Origin of the sequence: Patulibacter americanus DSM 16676 (genome assembly GCF_000420025.1) — a bacterium.
Classification (GTDB): domain Bacteria; phylum Actinomycetota; class Thermoleophilia; order Solirubrobacterales; family Solirubrobacteraceae; genus Patulibacter; species Patulibacter americanus.
The window spans coordinates 15,835-31,588 of the sequence record NZ_ATUD01000015.1 but is presented as its reverse complement, the minus strand read 5'-3'; the positions used below and the strand labels follow the sequence as shown (position 1 = coordinate 31,588).

At 74.2% G+C, this 15,754-nt stretch carries 16 protein-coding genes; 6 read left to right on the top strand and 10 right to left on the bottom strand.

Annotation, left to right across the window (positions count from 1 at the left end; translation table 11 throughout):
* Positions 1 to 29: 29 nt before the first annotated feature.
* From F593_RS0118690 to F593_RS26625, 3 genes are all read right to left on the bottom strand, one after another.
* Positions 30 to 374 carry a hypothetical protein gene (locus F593_RS0118690; RefSeq protein ID WP_022930269.1) on the bottom strand — a complete coding sequence of 115 codons (345 nt, stop codon included), beginning with the start codon at positions 372 to 374 and terminating at the stop codon, positions 30 to 32.
* Positions 375 to 496: 122 nt separating this feature from the next.
* Positions 497 to 910, bottom strand: a complete 414-nt coding sequence (locus F593_RS0118685) for a PaaI family thioesterase (protein WP_022930268.1) — start codon at positions 908 to 910, stop codon at positions 497 to 499.
* A 95-nt stretch (positions 911 to 1,005) separates the two neighbouring features.
* Entirely contained in the window at positions 1,006 to 2,025 is a 1,020-nt protein-coding gene (locus F593_RS26625) for a LacI family DNA-binding transcriptional regulator (protein WP_022930267.1), read from the bottom strand.
* Positions 2,026 to 2,281: 256 nt separating this feature from the next.
* Between F593_RS26625 and F593_RS30085 the strand changes: the two genes are divergently transcribed.
* Genes F593_RS30085 through F593_RS0118665 form a run of 3 tightly spaced genes read left to right on the top strand, consistent with a single transcriptional unit; the run spans position 2,282 to position 5,099 of the window.
* Positions 2,282 to 2,455 carry a hypothetical protein gene (locus F593_RS30085; RefSeq protein WP_022930266.1) on the top strand — a complete coding sequence of 58 codons (174 nt, stop codon included), beginning with the start codon at positions 2,282 to 2,284 and terminating at the stop codon, positions 2,453 to 2,455.
* On the top strand, positions 2,452 to 3,987 hold the full coding sequence (locus F593_RS26620) for a sodium:solute symporter family protein (protein WP_084630202.1): 1,536 nt from the start codon (positions 2,452 to 2,454) through the stop codon (positions 3,985 to 3,987). The genes F593_RS30085 and F593_RS26620 overlap by 4 nt, the downstream gene beginning before the upstream one ends.
* Entirely contained in the window at positions 3,984 to 5,099 is a 1,116-nt protein-coding gene (locus F593_RS0118665; RefSeq protein WP_022930264.1) for a class II histone deacetylase, read from the top strand. Before F593_RS26620 ends, F593_RS0118665 begins: the two co-directional genes overlap by 4 nt.
* Here F593_RS0118665 and F593_RS0118660 read toward each other — a convergent pair.
* The gene (locus tag F593_RS0118660) at positions 5,096 to 5,566 is read right to left on the bottom strand and encodes an Lrp/AsnC family transcriptional regulator (protein WP_022930263.1); all 471 of its coding nucleotides are present in this window, start codon (positions 5,564 to 5,566) and stop codon (positions 5,096 to 5,098) included. The genes F593_RS0118665 and F593_RS0118660 overlap by 4 nt on opposite strands.
* 151 nt (positions 5,567 to 5,717) lie before the next feature.
* On the opposite strand from F593_RS0118660, the gene F593_RS0118655 reads away from it, so the two are divergent.
* From F593_RS0118655 to F593_RS0118645, 3 genes are all read left to right on the top strand, one after another.
* On the top strand, positions 5,718 to 8,681 hold the full coding sequence (locus F593_RS0118655) for an aminotransferase (protein WP_022930262.1): 2,964 nt from the start codon (positions 5,718 to 5,720) through the stop codon (positions 8,679 to 8,681).
* Positions 8,682 to 8,734: 53 nt separating this feature from the next.
* A complete protein-coding gene (locus F593_RS0118650; RefSeq protein ID WP_022930261.1) occupies positions 8,735 to 10,783 on the top strand; it encodes an NAD(+) synthase in 2,049 nt (682 codons plus the stop codon).
* Positions 10,784 to 10,894: 111 nt separating this feature from the next.
* Positions 10,895 to 11,242 (top strand): peptidoglycan-binding domain-containing protein, encoded by a 348-nt coding sequence (locus F593_RS0118645; RefSeq protein ID WP_022930260.1) that lies wholly within the window; start codon positions 10,895 to 10,897, stop codon positions 11,240 to 11,242.
* Between the two features lie 57 nt (positions 11,243 to 11,299).
* On the opposite strand, the gene F593_RS0118640 is transcribed toward F593_RS0118645, so the two are convergent.
* From F593_RS0118640 to F593_RS28820, 6 genes are all read right to left on the bottom strand, one after another.
* The gene (locus tag F593_RS0118640) at positions 11,300 to 11,734 is read right to left on the bottom strand and encodes a thiol-disulfide oxidoreductase DCC family protein (protein WP_022930259.1); all 435 of its coding nucleotides are present in this window, start codon (positions 11,732 to 11,734) and stop codon (positions 11,300 to 11,302) included.
* Entirely contained in the window at positions 11,731 to 12,768 is a 1,038-nt protein-coding gene (locus tag F593_RS30670) for a transglutaminase-like domain-containing protein (protein WP_022930258.1), read from the bottom strand. The genes F593_RS0118640 and F593_RS30670 overlap by 4 nt, the downstream gene beginning before the upstream one ends.
* Positions 12,761 to 13,810 (bottom strand): HTTM domain-containing protein, encoded by a 1,050-nt coding sequence (locus tag F593_RS26610; protein WP_022930257.1) that lies wholly within the window; start codon positions 13,808 to 13,810, stop codon positions 12,761 to 12,763. The genes F593_RS30670 and F593_RS26610 overlap by 8 nt, the downstream gene beginning before the upstream one ends.
* Positions 13,807 to 14,574, bottom strand: coding sequence for a DUF5819 family protein (locus F593_RS28825; RefSeq protein WP_022930256.1), 768 nt, complete (start codon positions 14,572 to 14,574; stop codon positions 13,807 to 13,809). The genes F593_RS26610 and F593_RS28825 overlap by 4 nt, the downstream gene beginning before the upstream one ends.
* Before the next feature lie 57 nt (positions 14,575 to 14,631).
* Positions 14,632 to 14,973, bottom strand: coding sequence for a hypothetical protein (locus tag F593_RS0118620; RefSeq protein WP_157251973.1), 342 nt, complete (start codon positions 14,971 to 14,973; stop codon positions 14,632 to 14,634).
* Between the two features lie 163 nt (positions 14,974 to 15,136).
* The gene (locus F593_RS28820) at positions 15,137 to 15,703 is read right to left on the bottom strand and encodes an ArsR/SmtB family transcription factor (RefSeq protein ID WP_157251971.1); all 567 of its coding nucleotides are present in this window, start codon (positions 15,701 to 15,703) and stop codon (positions 15,137 to 15,139) included.
* Positions 15,704 to 15,754: the final 51 nt, after the last annotated feature.

The window sequence follows — 15,754 nt, the reverse complement described above, 5'->3', positions numbered from 1 at the left end:
GCACGTTCGCCCCAATGGCCCCGTGGCGCTCAGTGGGACAGGCGGCGGCGCAGCACGCCGCGCGCCGCCCGGCGCCCCCGCGGGCCCGGGCGCTCCGGCCGCACGTCGCCCGCCGCGTCGCGCAGCGCGGCGACCGCGGCCGTCGTCGGCCAGAACGGGTCGGCGACCGTCTCTCCGGTGCGGGTGGCGATCGCGGCGATCGGGATGCCGGCGACCTCGGCGAGCAACAGCGGGCCCTCCGGGAGCGCACGGCTGTCGCGCTGGGCGACCGTACGGAGCGCGGCGCCGTCGGCGGGCAGGGCGGCCCGCAGCTCGAGCGGGCCCTGCGCGTCGGGAAGGCGGCGGCCGGTGGGACGGGACGAGCGGAAGACCATGCGTCGATCCTGGCCTGCGGCGCCCCGTCCCACATCGGGCGAACGGTGCGGATCGGCGGCGCCGAGGCCTTACCCCGGGACGGGCCGGGCCGGCGCCGCACGTACGGGGCCTCGTCGGCCCTTCAGTCCTCGGTGCGCACCGCGAAGACGGCGCGCGCCCGCACGATCTCGTCGTCGTCCGCGCGCAGCGAGCAGTCGACGAACGCCAGGCTGCCGCCGAGGCGCTCGACCTCGCAGCGGGCCTCGAGCCACGCGCCGGCCGGCCCGGGCTTGAGGTAGTCCGTGGTCAGCGACACGGTGGCGACGGCGGCCTCGCCGTCCGCGTTCGCCCGGACCGCCCGGCCGATCGAGACGTCGACGAGGGTGGCGAGGAACCCGCCCATCGCCGTGCCCGCGGCGTTGAGGTGCCGGTCCTCGACGCGCACCCCGACGACGCCGTCCGCCTCGCGCACGAAGACGGGTCCGACGTGGTCGACGAAGGCGCCGGCGTCGGGCAGGGGCGCGAAGCCGTCGGGGACGGGGGAGGAGGACGTCATGGGCCCCGGCTACCCGCTTCGGGGCGCCCTCCCACGCCGCCGGAAGACGCCGCCCGGGCGGAACGCTGCCCGTCGGCGTCCCCGGTCCCGATCCCTCAGTCCGCGCGCCCCAGCGCCGCGGCCAGCGCGTCGGACTGGCGGATCCGCGCCTCGTGGAACCGCGCGACGGGGCCCCCCGTCGTGCCCGCGAGCACCTCGCCCAGCAGCGCCGCGGCCTCCTCGCCGAACGCGAACGGGGTGGGATCGACGACGGTGATGGCGGGGTCGCCGAGCTCCGTCGCGGGGTCCCCGACGAGCGAGACGAGGTCGAAGCCGGCGGTGACGTCGCGGCCCGTCGCGGCGAGGATGCCGCGGGCGCGGCCGGCGAAGCCCTGGGGCGCGCACACGAGGGCGTCGACCCCCGGCGCGTCGACGAGCTCCTCCACGGTGCGGCGGACCTCGTCGGGGCCGGCGGTGACGGCGACGTCGTCCAGGCGCGGCTCCACGTCGCGGTCGGCGCACCAGCCGAGGTAGGCGGCGCGCACGTCGAACGCCCAGGACGAGAAGAACAGCGCGTCCGAGCCGAGGAACGCGGGGCGTCGGCGTCCCGCGGCCCACAGGTCGTCGAGGACCTCGCGGGCCCGGGCGGAGTGCGTCGCCTCGATCGTCGCGTCGACCACGGGCGGGTCGTCCCCGAGGCAGCGCCCGACGGTCACGACGGGCACGCCCTGCTGCTTGAGCCGGCGGACGATCGGGTCGTCCGGGAGCGGGTCGACGACGATCGCCCCGTCGACGGCGAACGGGCGCCCGGCGGTGTGGTCCGGGTCGCGGGCGAACAGCACGAGGTCGGTGTCCAGCGCCGCGGCCCCCTGCACGGCCCCGAAGGCGAACTCCATGTAGAAGGAGAACTCGCGCACCACGGGCGGCACGTGCAGCCCCACGGCACCGACGCGGCTCGTGCGCAGGTTGCGGGCGGCCCGGTTCTGGACGTAGCCCAGGCGCTCCGCCGCGGCGCGGACCCGCTCGCGCGTCGCGTCCGCCACCTGGCCCCGACCCTGCAGCGCGTCGGAGACCGTCGTCTTCGAGATCCCGAGCTCGCGCGCGAGGTCGACGATGGTGACGCGGGACCGGGACATCGCCGTCGCATCGTACGGCCGGGGGGTCGGCGGCGCGGTCCGCCGCGATCCGGGGTTGACACGGTGCGTGACAGCGGGCACTCTGTGCCGCGGGTTGCCCGGAACGTTCCGGGCCCAGCCCACAAGGCGCGCCAGCGCCGCACCAGCACGGCGCATCAGCGCCCCGTCCGCCGCGCCCCGCGGCCCCGCCCGGAGACCCGCCATGCCCCCTGACGCCCCACCCACCCGCCGCCGCCCGCCACGCACCCAGCGCGCCATGGTCGCCATCGGCGTCCTCGACGCCGTGGTGCTCCTCTTCCCGCCGATCCAGTGGTGGCTCGCCGACGGGAACGCGACGATCAGCCTCGCCTACTTCCTGCTCGCCGGCCTGGCGGTCGTCCTCAGCGTGGCGCTGATCCACCACCTCGACGCCGGGGGCGAGGACCGATGAGCATGGTCCTCGGCTACGGCGGCGTCGCGCTGCTCTTCGTCGTGATCGTCGTCGTCCTCGAGCGCACGAAGCGCTCCGGCGAGACCTTCAGCCAGTACGCCACCGCGGCCCGGTCCTTCGGGCCCTGGTTCTCGATGATGGCGTTCGTCAACACGTGGTACCCGGGCACGATGTTCATCTCGTTCGCCGGGCTCGCCGCGGCGTCCGGGGTCATCGGGTTCTACTTCGTCCCGTACTCGCTGCTGGCCGTCGTCCTCATGTACTTCCTCGCGCGCCCCGTGCACGTGTGGGGCCGCGAGCACGACCTCCGCAGCCAGGCCGACCTGCTCGGCCTGCGCTACTCCTCGACCACCGTGCGCGTCGTCGCCGCGATCATCGGGATCGTCGCGTCGTTCCCGTGGATCGTCCTCGGGATGCAGTCGCTCACGCTCGTCTTCTCGTACCTCTCCTTCGGGCGGGTCGACGCGTCCGACGCGGTCTACATCGGCATCGCCGTGATCGTGCTCCGCCAGCTGTGGACGGTCCGGATGGGCGCCCGCGGCCTCGTGATCTCGGACATGGTCCAGGGCCTCGTCGCCTACGTGCTCGGCACGCTGCTGCTGCTCGGCATGGTGACCTGGCTGCTCACGAACGGGCACGGCTTCGGCCGGCCGGAGGAGTCGTTCTTCACCATCCCCGGACCGGGCAGCGCGACCGGCGCGCTCTACTACTTCTCGCTGGTGCTCACGGGCACGCTCGGCGGTTGGTGCTGGCCCGACATCTTCGTGCGTCTCTTCGCGTCGAAGGGCCCCGAGACGATCAAGCGCGCCGCGGTCCGCGCCGCACCGCTCATGTTCGTCTTCGGCTCCGCGATCTGCCTGATGGCGATCGCCGCGTCGACCCTCCCGGGGGTGGCCGAGGCGCCGGACGCCGTCTTCTTCCTCGTCGCGGACGCCATCGGCCCCGTCGCGGTCACGATCGCCGGCGTCTGCGTCGTCGCGGCGACGATGGGCAACGTCGGCGCCAACCTGCAGGCCCTCGGCGCGCAGACCGCCAACGACATCGTCGGCGTGATCCGCCGGCGCCGCATCGACAGCCCGCGCGTCGGGCAGGTCGCGGTCGCGCTGTTCGTGCTGCTCTCGGCGATCTTCGCTGTGTCGACCGCCCGCACGAGCTCCGGGCTCGTGGAGCTGGCGATGATCTCCTACGCCGGCATCTCGCAGCTCGCACCGACGCTGTTCCTCGGGATCTTCTGGCGCCGCGGCAACGCGACCGCCGCGACGGTCTCGATGATCGGCGGCTTCCTCACGGCCGCGATCCTGCAGTGGCAGTACCCGACCTCGATCCCCGGCCTCGAGGGCCTCACGGCCGGCGTCGTCGGGCTGATCGTCAACCTCGCCCTCTACGTCGCCTGCGCGTACCTCGTGCCGACGCCCGAGGCCGAGCGCCGCCGCGTGGACGAGCTCTTCGCGAGCGTCGACGCCGAGTCCCCCGCCGGCGCGGGCGGTCCGCCCTCGCCCTCCGCATCCCCCAACCTGGAGCCCGCCCTATGACCCGTCGCACCGGCTACGTCTGGCACGAGCGCTACGCCTGGCACGACACCGGCACCCACATCGGCATCTACCCCTCGGGCGGGATGTCGCAGCCGTACCACGCGTTCGAGTCCTCGCAGTCCAAGTCGCGCATCGCCGGCCTGATCGAGGTCTCCGGGATGCTCGACGAGCTGACGCGGGTGGGCGCCCGCCCGGCCACGCGCGACGAGCTGCTGCGCGTGCACACCGCCGCGCACGTCGATCGCATCAAGGCCGAGAGCGACGGTGCGGGCGGCGACGGCGGCGACGGTACCACGCCGTTCGGCCCCGGCTCGTACGAGATCGCGGCCTTGGCGGCCGGTGGCACGATCGCCGCGACGGACCACGTGCTCACGGGCGCCGCGGACAACGCCTACGCCCTCGTGCGGCCGCCCGGGCACCACGCCGTCGCCGAGACCGGCATGGGCTACTGCCTGTTCAACAACGTGGCGGTGGCGATCGAGCACGCGCGGGCGACATACGGGACCCGCCGCGTGGCGATCGTCGACTACGACGTGCACCACGGCAACGGCGCCCAGTCCATCTACTGGGACGACCCGGACGTGCTCACGATCTCGCTGCACCAGGAGCGGCTGTTCCCGCAGGACAGCGGCGACGTGTCCGAGACCGGCGGCCCGGGCGCGGAGGGCTCCTGCATCAACGTGCCGCTGCCCGCAGGCTCCGGGAACGGCGCGTACCTCGCGGCGATCGACCGCGTGGTGGCCCCGGCGATCGCGGCGTTCGCGCCCGAGCTGATCATGGTCTGCAGCGGGTTCGACGCCAGTCCCCTGGACCCGCTGGGGTGCATGACGGTCGGCTCGGAGGGCTTCGGCCTGATGGCCGCGCGGCTCGTCGAGATCGCGACCGAGGTCTGCGACGGTCACCTCGTGCTCACCCACGAGGGCGGCTACTCGCCGGTCCACGCGCCCTTCTGCGCGCTCGCGGTGCTCGAGGCGCTCTCGGGCCGGCCGACGGGGGTCGTCGACCCGTTCGCCGTCGGCTTCGAGCACTCGCCCGCCCACGCGCTGCGACCCTGGCAGGAGGAGGCGATCGCGCAGGCCGAGGAGGTCGTGCGGGCGCTCGGGGTCGACTAGCGGGTGCCCCAGGTGAACCGGTGCGTGTGGGTGCGGTAGTAGGAGTACGTCTCGATGCCCCGCACGCCCGGCACCGTCCGGATCTGCCGGTTGACCACGTCGTAGAGGGCGTCGGTGTCGGGCGCGATCACCTCGACGAGGAGGTCCGCCGACCCGGCCGCCACGACGAGGTAGATGACGGCGTCGAGCGCGCCGAGGGCGTCGGCCACCGCGTCGACGTCCCCCTCCACGGAGACGGCCAGCATGGCCATGCTGCGGTACCCGAGCTCGAGCGGATCGGTTACGCCGACGATGCGCAGGATCCCGCGCTCCTGCAGCCGCAGCACCCGGGCGCGCGCCGCGCCGGAGGAGAGCCCGGTGTCCGCCGCCAGGTCGGAGTACGGCAGCCGGCCGTCCTCCTGCAGGAGCGTCAGGAGCCGGCGGTCGATCGCGTCGAGGCCGTCGTCGGGGCGGTCGTCGGGGGCCATCCCCGCAGTATGACGGCGCTCAAGGCGGACGAATCCGCAGTTCCGCGGCGGAATCGCTGCAGATTCGTTGGCGATACGGCGTGGGTGCCCTACGATCAGCGGCGACGCGCGTCGTCCCCTCCGACGCCCCCGCACGACCGCCCGGAGACCCATGGACCCCGTCAGCACCGGCCTGCCCCGCCCCGCCGTCACCGTTCAGCAGGCGCTCGCCTGGGCGCGCGAGCACTTCGGTGTGGAGGGCACGGGTGTCGAGCTCGGCAGCCAGCAGGACCGCAACGTCCTGCTGACCACCGACGCCGGCGAGCGGTTCCTGCTCAAGGTCAGCAACCCGGCGTTCGCGCCGGCCGAGATCGCGGCCCAGAACCTCGTGATGCGCCACCTGGCCGAGCACGGGCACGCGACGCCCCGTCCCTTGCCCGCCCGCGACGGCACGGACGTCGTCGGGGTTCAGATCGATGGCGTCGCCCACGGGCTCCGGCTCCTGACCTTCCTGCCCGGCCGGCCGCTCGCGGACCACGGCAGCCCGGCGCGTCCGACGCTCGAGGGGGTCGGGCGGCTCGCGGGCCGGGTCGTCGTCGCGCTCGCCGGCCTGCAGCACCCGGGGCTCCAGCGCGCGCTGCAGTGGGACCTGCGCCGCGGCGAGGCCGTCGTCGCGGAGCGCCTGCACGTCGTGCGGGACCCGGAGCGGCGCGCGCGGCTGGAGGAAGCCCTGGTCGGCGTCCGCCGGGCGCTCGACCCGGTGCGCGACGCCCTGCCCGTCGGCCCCGTGCACGGCGACCTGACGGCCGACAACCTCGTGGCCGAGCGCGGCGCGGTCGGCGCGCTCCGGGTGTCGGGGATCATCGACTTCGGCGACGCGATGGTCAGCTGGCGCGTCGCCGAGCTCGCCGTGGCGTGCAGTTGGGTCTTCGCCCGCGAGCCCGCCCGGCCGCTCGCGGTGCTGCCACTGATCGCCGCGTTCGACGCCGAGGTCGGCCTGACCGACGCGGAGATCGCGGCGCTGTGGCCGCTGATCGTGCTGCGCGGCGCGACGCTCGTGGTCAGCGGCGAGGAACAGCTCGCGGTCGACCCCACGAACGACTACGCGGCGGCCGCGCTCGAGGACGAGTGGGCGATGTTCGCCGTGCCGGCGGCACAGGACGCGGGGACGATGACGGCCGCGATCCGGCTGGCCCTCGGCCGCCCCGTCGAGCGACCCGCGGCCCTTCCGGACGCCGTGGCGCTGGCGCCCGCGTTCGACGCGCGGCCGCCGACGGTCGTCCGGCTGGGCCACGACGGCGATGCGCTGTGGGACGGCGACTGGCTGACGGACGGGCCCGGTGTCGAGCGGCGGGCGTTGACCGCGGCCGCCCGGGACGCGGACGGCGGGGTCGTGGTCACGCCGTACGGCGAGGGGCGGCTGACCCGTGCGTCGGCGCTGGGCCGCGACGAGCCCGTGAACGTCGCGCTCGGGGTCGACCTGGTGACGCGCGCGCCGCTCACGCTGGTCGCGCCCTTCGACGGGCACCTGTCGGTGGAGGGCGGCGCCCTCGTGCTGACCGGCGAGCTCCACGCGCTCGTGCTCGACCTGGACGCCGGCGAGGCGGCGGAGGCCGCGGACGTCGCCGACGTCGCCCACCCCGGCGGCGCGCGCCCCGTCCGCGTCGCCCCGGGCGAGCCGCTCGTGACGACGGATCACTGCACGTTGTGGCTGACGACGCCCGCGCTCGTGGCCGACGGCCTGCCGCCGCGGTTCGTCCGCGCGAGCGAGCTGCCCGCGTGGGCCACCCGGGTGCTCGACCCCGCGCCGCTGCTGGGGCTGCCGGCGCAGGTCCCGGCCCCGGCGGTGCCGGCGGAGGCCGACGCGCTGCTCGACCGCCGCGTCCACGCCTACGCGCCGCTGCAGAGCCACTACTACGCCGCCCCGCCGCGGATCGAGCGCGGCTGGCGCGAGCACCTCATCGACACGACCGGCCGGCACTACGTCGACATGGTCAACAACGTGACGGTGCTCGGCCACGGGCACCCCGAGGTCGCCGCGGCGGCCGCCGACCAGTGGCGGCGGCTCAACACGAACTCGCGGTTCCACTACGCGGCGGTGGCCGAGCTGAGCGAGCGGCTGCTCCAGACGGTGCCCGTGGAGCTCGACACGGTGCTGCTCGTCAACAGCGGCTCGGAGGCCGTCGACCTGGCGCTGCGCCTGACCCGCGCGTTCACCGGACGCGAGGACGTCCTCTGCGTCACGGAGTCCTACCACGGGTGGTCCGTGGCCTCGGACGCCGTCTCGACGTCGACCTCGGACAACCCGCGCGCGGAGGAGACGCGGCCCGGATGGGTCCACGCCGTCGAGCTGCCCAACGCCTACCGCGGCACCCACCGCGGGCCGGACGCGGGCGAGGCGTACGCCCGCGACGCGGTCGCCGAGATCGAGCGGCTGGCGGCGGCCGGCACGCCGGTCGGCACGTGGATCGCCGAGCCTCGCAACGGCAACGCGGGGGCCATCGGCCTGGCCCCGGGCTACCTGCCGCGGGTCTACGACGCGATCCGCGCCGGCGGGGGCGTGTGCATCGCGGACGAGGTCCAGGTCGGCTACGGCCGCCAGGGCGAGTGGTTCTGGGGCTACGAGGAGCACGGCGTGGTGCCCGACGTCATCACCGTCGCCAAGGCGATGGGCAACGGCCACCCGCTCGGGGCGGTCATCACCCGGAGCGAGATCGCCCAGGCGCTCGCCGACCAGGGCACGTTCTTCTCCTCCGCCGGCGGCAGCACGCTGAGCTCGCGGATCGGCGTCACCGTCCTCGACGTCCTCGAGCGCGAGGGCCTGCAGGAGCACGCGCGGGTCGTCGGCGCGCACCTGAAGGAGCAGGTCGAGCGGCTGGCGGAGAAGCACCCGCTGATCGGCGCCGTCCACGGCCGCGGCCTCTACCAGGGCATCGAGCTGGTGCGCGACCGGGAGACCCTGGAGCCCGCCGTCGAGGAGACCGCCCAGCTCTGCGACCGGATGCTCGAGCTCGGCGTGATCGTCCAGCCGACGGGGGATCGCCAGAACGTCCTGAAGGTCAAGCCGCCGCTCACCTTCACCCGCGAGAGCGCCGACTTCTTCGTGGCGCGGCTGGACGAGGCGCTCGGGGGGTGAGGGCGGTCCGATCGCTCCGGGTGCGCCCCCGGGGGATCGGGTAAGACTCAGGCGTGAGCTTCCGCAGCCTCTACCAGCACGGGTTCGCCCGCGTCGCCGCCTGCACCGGAGGGGTCGCGATCGCCGACCCGCCGAAGAACGCGGAGTCCGTCCTCGCCCAGGCGCAGGCCTGCCACGAGGAGGGGGTGGCCGTCGCCGTCTTCCCCGAGCTGTGCCTCACGGGGTACTCCATCGAGGACCTCGTGCTCCAGGACGCGGTGCTCGACGACGTCGTCGTGGCGCTGCGGACGATCGTGGAGGCCTCGGCCGACCTGCTGCCGCTGCTCGTCGTCGGCGCGCCGCTGCGCCACCGCAACGGCATCTACAACTGCGCCGTCGTGATCCACCGCGGGCGCGTCCTCGGCGTCGCGCCGAAGTCGTACCTGCCGACGTACCGCGAGTTCTACGAGGGCCGGCAGATCACGACGGGGGCCACGGAGCGCGGCGAGATCCGCATCGACGGGATCGACGTCCCCTTCGGCCCGGACCTGGTCTTCGCCGCCGACGACGTCCCGAGCCTCGTGGTCCACGCCGAGGTCTGCGAGGACATGTGGGTGCCGGTGCCGCCGAGCTCCGAGGCCGCGCTCGCCGGCGCGACCGTGTTGCTGAACCTCTCGGGCAGCCCGATCACCGTCGGTCGCGCCGAGGACCGCAAGCTCTACTGCGGCTCCCAGTCCTCGCGCTGCCTCGCGGCCTACGTCTACGCGGCGGCCGGCCAGGGCGAGTCGACGACCGACCTCTCGTGGGACGGCCAGACGATGATCTACGAGAACGGTGTGCTGCTGGCGGAGACGGAGCGGTTCCCCGACGGCGAGCGCCGCTCCGTCGCCGACGTCGACATCGACCTGCTGCGCCAGGAGCGCACGCGGATGGGGACGTTCGACGACAACCGCCGCGTGCACGCGGAGCGCACGGACGGCTTCCGCCGGATCCCGTTCACGCTGAACCCGCCGCGCGACGCTGCGCTGGGCCTGAAGCGCGAGGTCGAGCGGTTCCCGTTCGTGCCCGCCGACGACGACCGACTCGAGCTCGACTGCTACGAGGCGTACAACATCCAGGTCGCGGGCCTGATGCAGCGCATGAGCGCGATCGGCAACCCGAAGATCGTCATCGGCGTCTCGGGCGGGCTCGACTCGACGCACGCGCTCGTCGTGGCCGCGAAGGCGATGGACCGCGCCGGCCGGCCGCGCACCGACATCCTCGGCTTCACGCTCCCCGGGTTCGCCACGAGCGACGGCACGAAGAGCAACGCGCACAAGCTCATGGACGCGCTCGGCATCACGAAGGCCGAGATCGACATCACCGACACCGCGCGGCTGATGCTGAAGGAGATGGACCACCCGTTCTCGCAGGGCGACCCCGTCTACGACGTGACGTTCGAGAACGTCCAGGCCGGCCTGCGCACGGACTACCTGTTCCGGATCGCGAACCAGCGCGGCGGCATCGTGCTCGGCACGGGCGACCTCTCCGAGCTGGCCCTGGGCTGGGCGACCTACGGCGTCGGCGACCAGATGAGCCACTACAACGTCAACGCCGGCGTGCCGAAGACGCTGATGCAGCACCTCATCCGCTGGGTCGTCTCCTCCGGCCAGTTCGAGCAGGACGCGAACGAGACGCTGACGGCGATCCTGGACACGGAGATCAGCCCGGAGCTCGTCCCGGGCGAGGAGCTGCAGTCCACCGAGGGCAAGATCGGCCCGTACGCCCTGCAGGACTTCACGCTCTTCCACGTGCTCCGCTACGGGTTCCGCCCGTCGAAGATCGGCTTCCTCGCCGCCCACGTGTGGCCCGACACCGAGCTCGGCGACTGGCCCGCCGGCTTCCCGGAGAACAAGCGCGTGGCCTACGACGAGGCCGAGATCCGCAAGTGGCTCGAGGTCTTCGTCCGCCGCTTCTTCGCCTTCGCTCAGTTCAAGCGCTCCGCGCTGCCCAACGGTCCGAAGGTCTCCGCGGGCGGCTCGCTCTCGCCCCGCGGCGACTGGCGGGCGCCGTCCGACGGCAACGCCGAGGCGTGGCTGCGGGACCTGGAGCGGTGGAGCGTCGAGGAGTGGGCGGCGCGCTGAGGGGCTAGGGGGCCGGCGCCGCGGCCGTTCGGCCCGTCCCCAGGGCCCGAACGTCACGAACGCACGTTCGCTTGCACGCCGTCCGCACCGCTCCGCAGGATGGATCGGGCCATGAACGCCATCGCCCAGCCGCTCCTCCACCTCCGTCCGCGTCGCCGCACCGAGCCGCGCCGCCAGCCCGGGACGCGCCACCCCGACGCGCGCCGGAGCCGCCCCACGCGGCTGCTGGCCGTCGCGCTGCTCCCCGGCGCCGCCGCGGGGGCCGACGCCATCCCGGCGATCGACGCCGGCCAGGCGCAGGCGCGCCTCGTCCACCTGGGGCTCCTGCCCGAGGCCGCCGCGACGGGCGCCTGGAACGCGCCGACGGTCGACGCCGTCCGACGCTTCCAGGCCGACCGTGGGCTCGAGCCCAGCGGCGTCGCCGGCGCGACGACCGCCGGCCGGCTGCTCGCGGCGTGAGGACGAGCGCTCACCCCCGCCCGACGGCACGGGACGCGTCGCACCCGACGCTCACGGCTATCGGGGCGGGGCCTCGTATCGCGCGAGACCGTCGGCCGCGCATCGCTTCGCGGCCTGGGGAACGAGCCGCGAGAGCAGGACACGCCGCGCAGCGACCTGGCGGTAGACGGCGGACGCCACCGGCCGAGGCGTCCAACGGGCGGCCTCGGCGAGGACGCGCAACCACCACGTCGCGACGCGCGGCGCGAGACCGTCGACCACGTCGGCGCCGCTGCGGAGCCGCGTCCCGTCCCAGAGGTGCCAGCTCTCCAGGCGACGGCCGGGTTCGACCCCGGCGAGGACGCGCTGACCGCGGTCGCCCTGGATCGGGGCGAGCCGCAGCGACCCGGGCCGCGCGCGGTGCGCGATGCCCACGACGCCCCAGATGCAGAAGCGGCACTCGCGATCGTAGAACAGGATCGCCGGCGCCTCCGGAGGCTCCTGCCTCGTCATCGCGCTCGCCGCCGTTCGTCCCGGAGGAACGCGCGGGCGACCTGCCCGGCGCGGCGGGCACCGAACGCCGCCAGCGGCCCGATGCTGTGCGCCATCCCCCGCCAGAGGAACCAGGTGCCCGTCCCGCCGTCGGGCGCGCCGGCCAGCGGCCACGCCGGCTGCAGGTACGGCACGGTGCCGTCCTCGTCGGTCGTCCCCATGGCCACCCATCGTCCGTCGCGCCAGGTGCCCGCGACCCGGGAGCCCGACTCCTCCTGCGGGGGTGCGCCCGCAGGGTCCACGATCGGGACGTCGAGGCCGCGGGAGAACGCGATCCGTGCGCCGGGAAGCGCGCCGTGCCACCGCGCGGCGTCGCCGGACGGCACACCGTGCACCAGGCCGCCCGAGGGATCCGAACCGACCCACCCGAGCCCCGGCACCTCGAACTCCGCCCAGGCGTGCGGAGCCATCGTGACGCTGTCCCACGCACCCAGCACCACCCGAGCGGGCACGCCGGCCGCGCGGCAGAGCGCGACGAACAGCGCGGAGAACGCCCCGCAGTCACCTGCGCCGTCTCGAGCCAACGCGGCGGCGCTGAGGTCGCTCGGGTAGGCGTACGAGAACCGGCCGCCGACCAGGAGCTCGAAGACGTCGCGAGCGACGGCCTGCGGATCGTCGCCGCTGCGGACGCCCGCGTCGCGCAGCAGGTCGGCCGCCGTCTCCGCGGTGAGGCGCTGGCTGGGGGACGGGGTGACCCAACGCCCGTCGCTGGGGTCGTCGACCACCCGTCGGGGGTCGGGGCCGCCGTCGGCCGACCAGCCGACGAGGCGCACCCGGGCCTGGATCGCCACGCTCCCGCGCGCGGGCACCGTGACCCGCCGGATGTCGTCGGGACCGACGCCGCCCACGGGTTCGGCGGCGTCCAGGCCGCGCAGCTCGACGAGCTCCACCTCCTGCTGGGCGGACGGGACGGGCAGCGCGACGGCGAGGTCCATCGGCGAGCGCGACGGGTTGCGGAACGCCCAGTACAGGCGACGGGTGGCCGCGTCAGCCATGGGTGGTCTCCGCTTCCGCGCCGGCCGCCCGAGGAGACGTCTCCCGGCCCCGGGCGCCGAGCCGGCCGCGAACGGCGCGGCGCAGATCGCGCGAGAGCGCTGCGACTCGTCGGTACGTCGCATCGTCCACGATCATCGCCTCGCTGAAGATCATCGTTAGGGAGAACGTGACGATGCCCATGAAGACCGCGATCTGGAGGTGCAGGAGCACGGCGCCCGTGAACGCGAGCGCACGACCGGTCCGCGAGAACAGCAGGAACGGGAAGGCGAGCTGGAACGCGACGGTGAACCAGGTCCCCGTGCCGACGAAGAGCGCGTTCTCGTAGAAGTGCTCGCTGAGTCCGGGCCAGCGGAACTCGTCGGTGCGCATCGCGTAGTACAGCGCGGACCCGTTCTGCCAGAGCTCCCCGCCGGCCTTGTACAGACCCGACAGCACGTATACGACGACGATCTGTCCGACCATGGTCAACCACGCCACGTTGTGGACCTGGGAGGCCAGCATGCGACGGGCGGGAACGGGGGCGTCTGAGGGGAGCGCGCCGGCGAGCCGCGCACGCCGCGCAGCGGCCCCGACGGCGAGGTAGCGGTTGGACTCGACGAGGCAGAACAGCGGCAGCAGGACGTACGTGAGGTTGTCCCCTCCGTCCAGCAGCGAGGGGTTCCGCTCGTAGAGCGACCACAGGAACGCCCAGTGGACCAGCGCGGTCACCCGCGGCAGGACGCCGAGCAGGAAGAGCAGGGCGGCGAGGACGCCGCCGACGTAGAGCAGGTCGAAGACGGTCGTCGAGGAGGAGAGGGTGTAGAGCGAGAACGACCCGTCGGTGTCGAGTTGCTCCACGAACACGTCCCACGGCCACACGCCGTCGGGGCCCCAGAGGTACTGACGGTCCGCGAAGTGCACGGCGTAGTTCAGCAACGCGATGGCAGCGAGCCCGATGCGAGCGACCGCCAGGCCGATGAGGCCGACGCGGGTCGTCGACGCTGCGCGGGCCAGGCGTGCGGGTCCGCTCGATGCCAGGGCGGTTCCGAATCGGCCGGTCATGGGGCACTCCTGACGTTCGCGACGGGCATCCACGCCTGGTCCTCGTAGAACACGCGGCCGGGCCCACGGTCGTGGCGCTCGGAGAAGCGGGGGAACTCGTGGACGACGAGACGGGCCCTCACGGCGAGGACGTCGGGGAAGCGGCTGCGTGCTTCCGCGCTGAGGAGCGACCGGAGGAACTGCTCGAACGAGCGGCGGCGGCCCGCTTCGGTGCGGCTGATCGGCAGCCGGTCGGCGGGCTGCTCGGGGCGGTCGTCCGTGCCCTCTTCGACCTCGCCCGGTCGCCGGTCGTCGTCGGGACGGTTCCGGAGCCGGCGCAGGTCGGGGTCCTCCCAGGAGGCGAGCTGCACGAGCGTCCCGGGCATGCGGTGGATCCGGTTGGGGAACACGCGCCCGCCCAGGGTCTGCGATCGATCCACGCGGGGGGTCGTGATGTCGATCCAGCGGCTCTCGACGGCCCGACCGTCGACGCGGTGGCGCGCCTTGAGGAGGAGCCCGGTGTCCTCCGAGATCGGATCGGGGGCGAAGAGCTGCCAGTTCTGTGCGAAGAACGGCGAGATGTGGCGCATCAGCGCCTCGGCGGGCTGTCGGGTGGCCACGACGTTCAGCGGGGCAGCCGAGAGGAAGGCGCCACCGAGGTGCCACGCCGACGCTCCGAGGAGCAGGACGAGGCTGGCGGAGAGTGCGAGGCGACGGCGTGTCGACGTGCGAGCCTGCGGCGCGGATCCCGGGCCGTCGGTCGGTCGTTGCGGTGTGGGGAGCATGGTCCGGAGGGGCGATGCCGAAGTGGGCCGGGGCGGTGCTCCCGGCCCACTCGCGGATCAACGCGCCGGGTCGAGGAGGACGTCGGCGTTGGCGGCCGGAGCGACGGCGTCGCGCGCCGCTCGCCCGCCGATGAGCTGGCGTCCGGCCTCGCGGAGGGCCCCCTCGGCGACCTTCTTGGCCGCCCACTTCCCGGCCTGGCGGGCAGCGACGCCGGCGATCACGGCCGGGATGGCCTGCGGCTCCACCTCGGACTGCACGGCCTCCCCGGGCGTTGCGGCGAGTGCGAAGGCGGCCGCGGTGCTGTCTGCCTGCTCCGGGGCGCGGTCGTCGGCCGCCAGCGCCGTCGCGGGCACGGCCAGCGCGAGGGCTGCGGCGAGGGCCAGGGGACGGGTCTTCATCGGCATTGCGAACTCCTGTGTGGGTGTGCGTTTCCGGGCCGGGGTCCCGGCCCGCGGCCACTGTACGACGTCCACTCGGGCGCAATCTCATGATTGGCTAAAAATGTCGATATAACGAATTTTCGACTTTCTCCAGCCCATTGGGGGCGTTCGGCGTCCGGGTCTACGCCGGTGGGCTCGACGCCGCAGCGATGAGGACCAGGCACGGCACGATGTGCTCGCGCCGCAGGGCGTAGTCGTTGCGGCGGATCTGCGTCACCACACCGGCGGAGCGGAGCTCGCGGAGGTGGTGCTGCAGTCGGCCCGTCGTGCCGGATGCTTCGACGGCCCGAAGGTCCTCGAGCGTCCGCGCGCCCCGCAGCATCTCGCGGACGATCGCGAGGCGGACGGGGTGGCCGAGGGCCGCCAGGAAGGACGCGGCGGCGTCCAGGTCGGCGTCGAGGACGTCCGCGGCGGCCTGCTCGACCTGCCAGACGGTCTCTCCGGCCTGCCCATCGACCGTCCGTCCCCCGAACGCGATGTGTCCTGCCACGCCGTTGCGCTGCTCGTTCGCGCCGGGGTCGTTCGCCAGGCGTTCCACGATCCACCAGCGGCCGTCGGGCGTCGTCGGCGTGGGGCCCACGGACCCCAGCTCCTGCCGCTCGGCCGGAGGGTCCTCGAGCGCGTCGAGCCGGGCTTCCACCGCGGCCATGCGGGCTTCCCAATCTGCCGGCGGGTCTGGATCGCTCACGATCCCATGCTAGAGCGGCGCTCGCACGCGCCCCGGTGGCGCCTGGGGACC

What these genes read in the sequence shown, in the direction of transcription:
- F593_RS0118690 (WP_022930269.1), bottom strand. Translation starts at nt 374, where the DNA reads ATGGTCTTCCGCTCGTCCCGTCCCACCGGCCGCCGCCTTCCCGACGCG.
- F593_RS0118685 (WP_022930268.1), bottom strand. Translation starts at nt 910, where the DNA reads ATGACGTCCTCCTCCCCCGTCCCCGACGGCTTCGCGCCCCTGCCCGAC.
- F593_RS26625 (WP_022930267.1), bottom strand. Translation starts at nt 2,025, where the DNA reads ATGTCCCGGTCCCGCGTCACCATCGTCGACCTCGCGCGCGAGCTCGGG.
- F593_RS30085 (WP_022930266.1), top strand. Translation starts at nt 2,282, where the DNA reads ATGGTCGCCATCGGCGTCCTCGACGCCGTGGTGCTCCTCTTCCCGCCG.
- F593_RS26620 (WP_084630202.1), top strand. Translation starts at nt 2,452, where the DNA reads ATGAGCATGGTCCTCGGCTACGGCGGCGTCGCGCTGCTCTTCGTCGTG.
- F593_RS0118665 (WP_022930264.1), top strand. Translation starts at nt 3,984, where the DNA reads ATGACCCGTCGCACCGGCTACGTCTGGCACGAGCGCTACGCCTGGCAC.
- F593_RS0118660 (WP_022930263.1), bottom strand. Translation starts at nt 5,566, where the DNA reads ATGGCCCCCGACGACCGCCCCGACGACGGCCTCGACGCGATCGACCGC.
- F593_RS0118655 (WP_022930262.1), top strand. Translation starts at nt 5,718, where the DNA reads ATGGACCCCGTCAGCACCGGCCTGCCCCGCCCCGCCGTCACCGTTCAG.
- F593_RS0118645 (WP_022930260.1), top strand. Translation starts at nt 10,895, where the DNA reads ATGAACGCCATCGCCCAGCCGCTCCTCCACCTCCGTCCGCGTCGCCGC.
- F593_RS0118640 (WP_022930259.1), bottom strand. Translation starts at nt 11,734, where the DNA reads ATGACGAGGCAGGAGCCTCCGGAGGCGCCGGCGATCCTGTTCTACGAT.
- F593_RS30670 (WP_022930258.1), bottom strand. Translation starts at nt 12,768, where the DNA reads ATGGCTGACGCGGCCACCCGTCGCCTGTACTGGGCGTTCCGCAACCCG.
- F593_RS26610 (WP_022930257.1), bottom strand. Translation starts at nt 13,810, where the DNA reads ATGACCGGCCGATTCGGAACCGCCCTGGCATCGAGCGGACCCGCACGC.
- F593_RS28825 (WP_022930256.1), bottom strand. Translation starts at nt 14,574, where the DNA reads ATGCTCCCCACACCGCAACGACCGACCGACGGCCCGGGATCCGCGCCG.
- F593_RS0118620 (WP_157251973.1), bottom strand. Translation starts at nt 14,973, where the DNA reads ATGAAGACCCGTCCCCTGGCCCTCGCCGCAGCCCTCGCGCTGGCCGTG.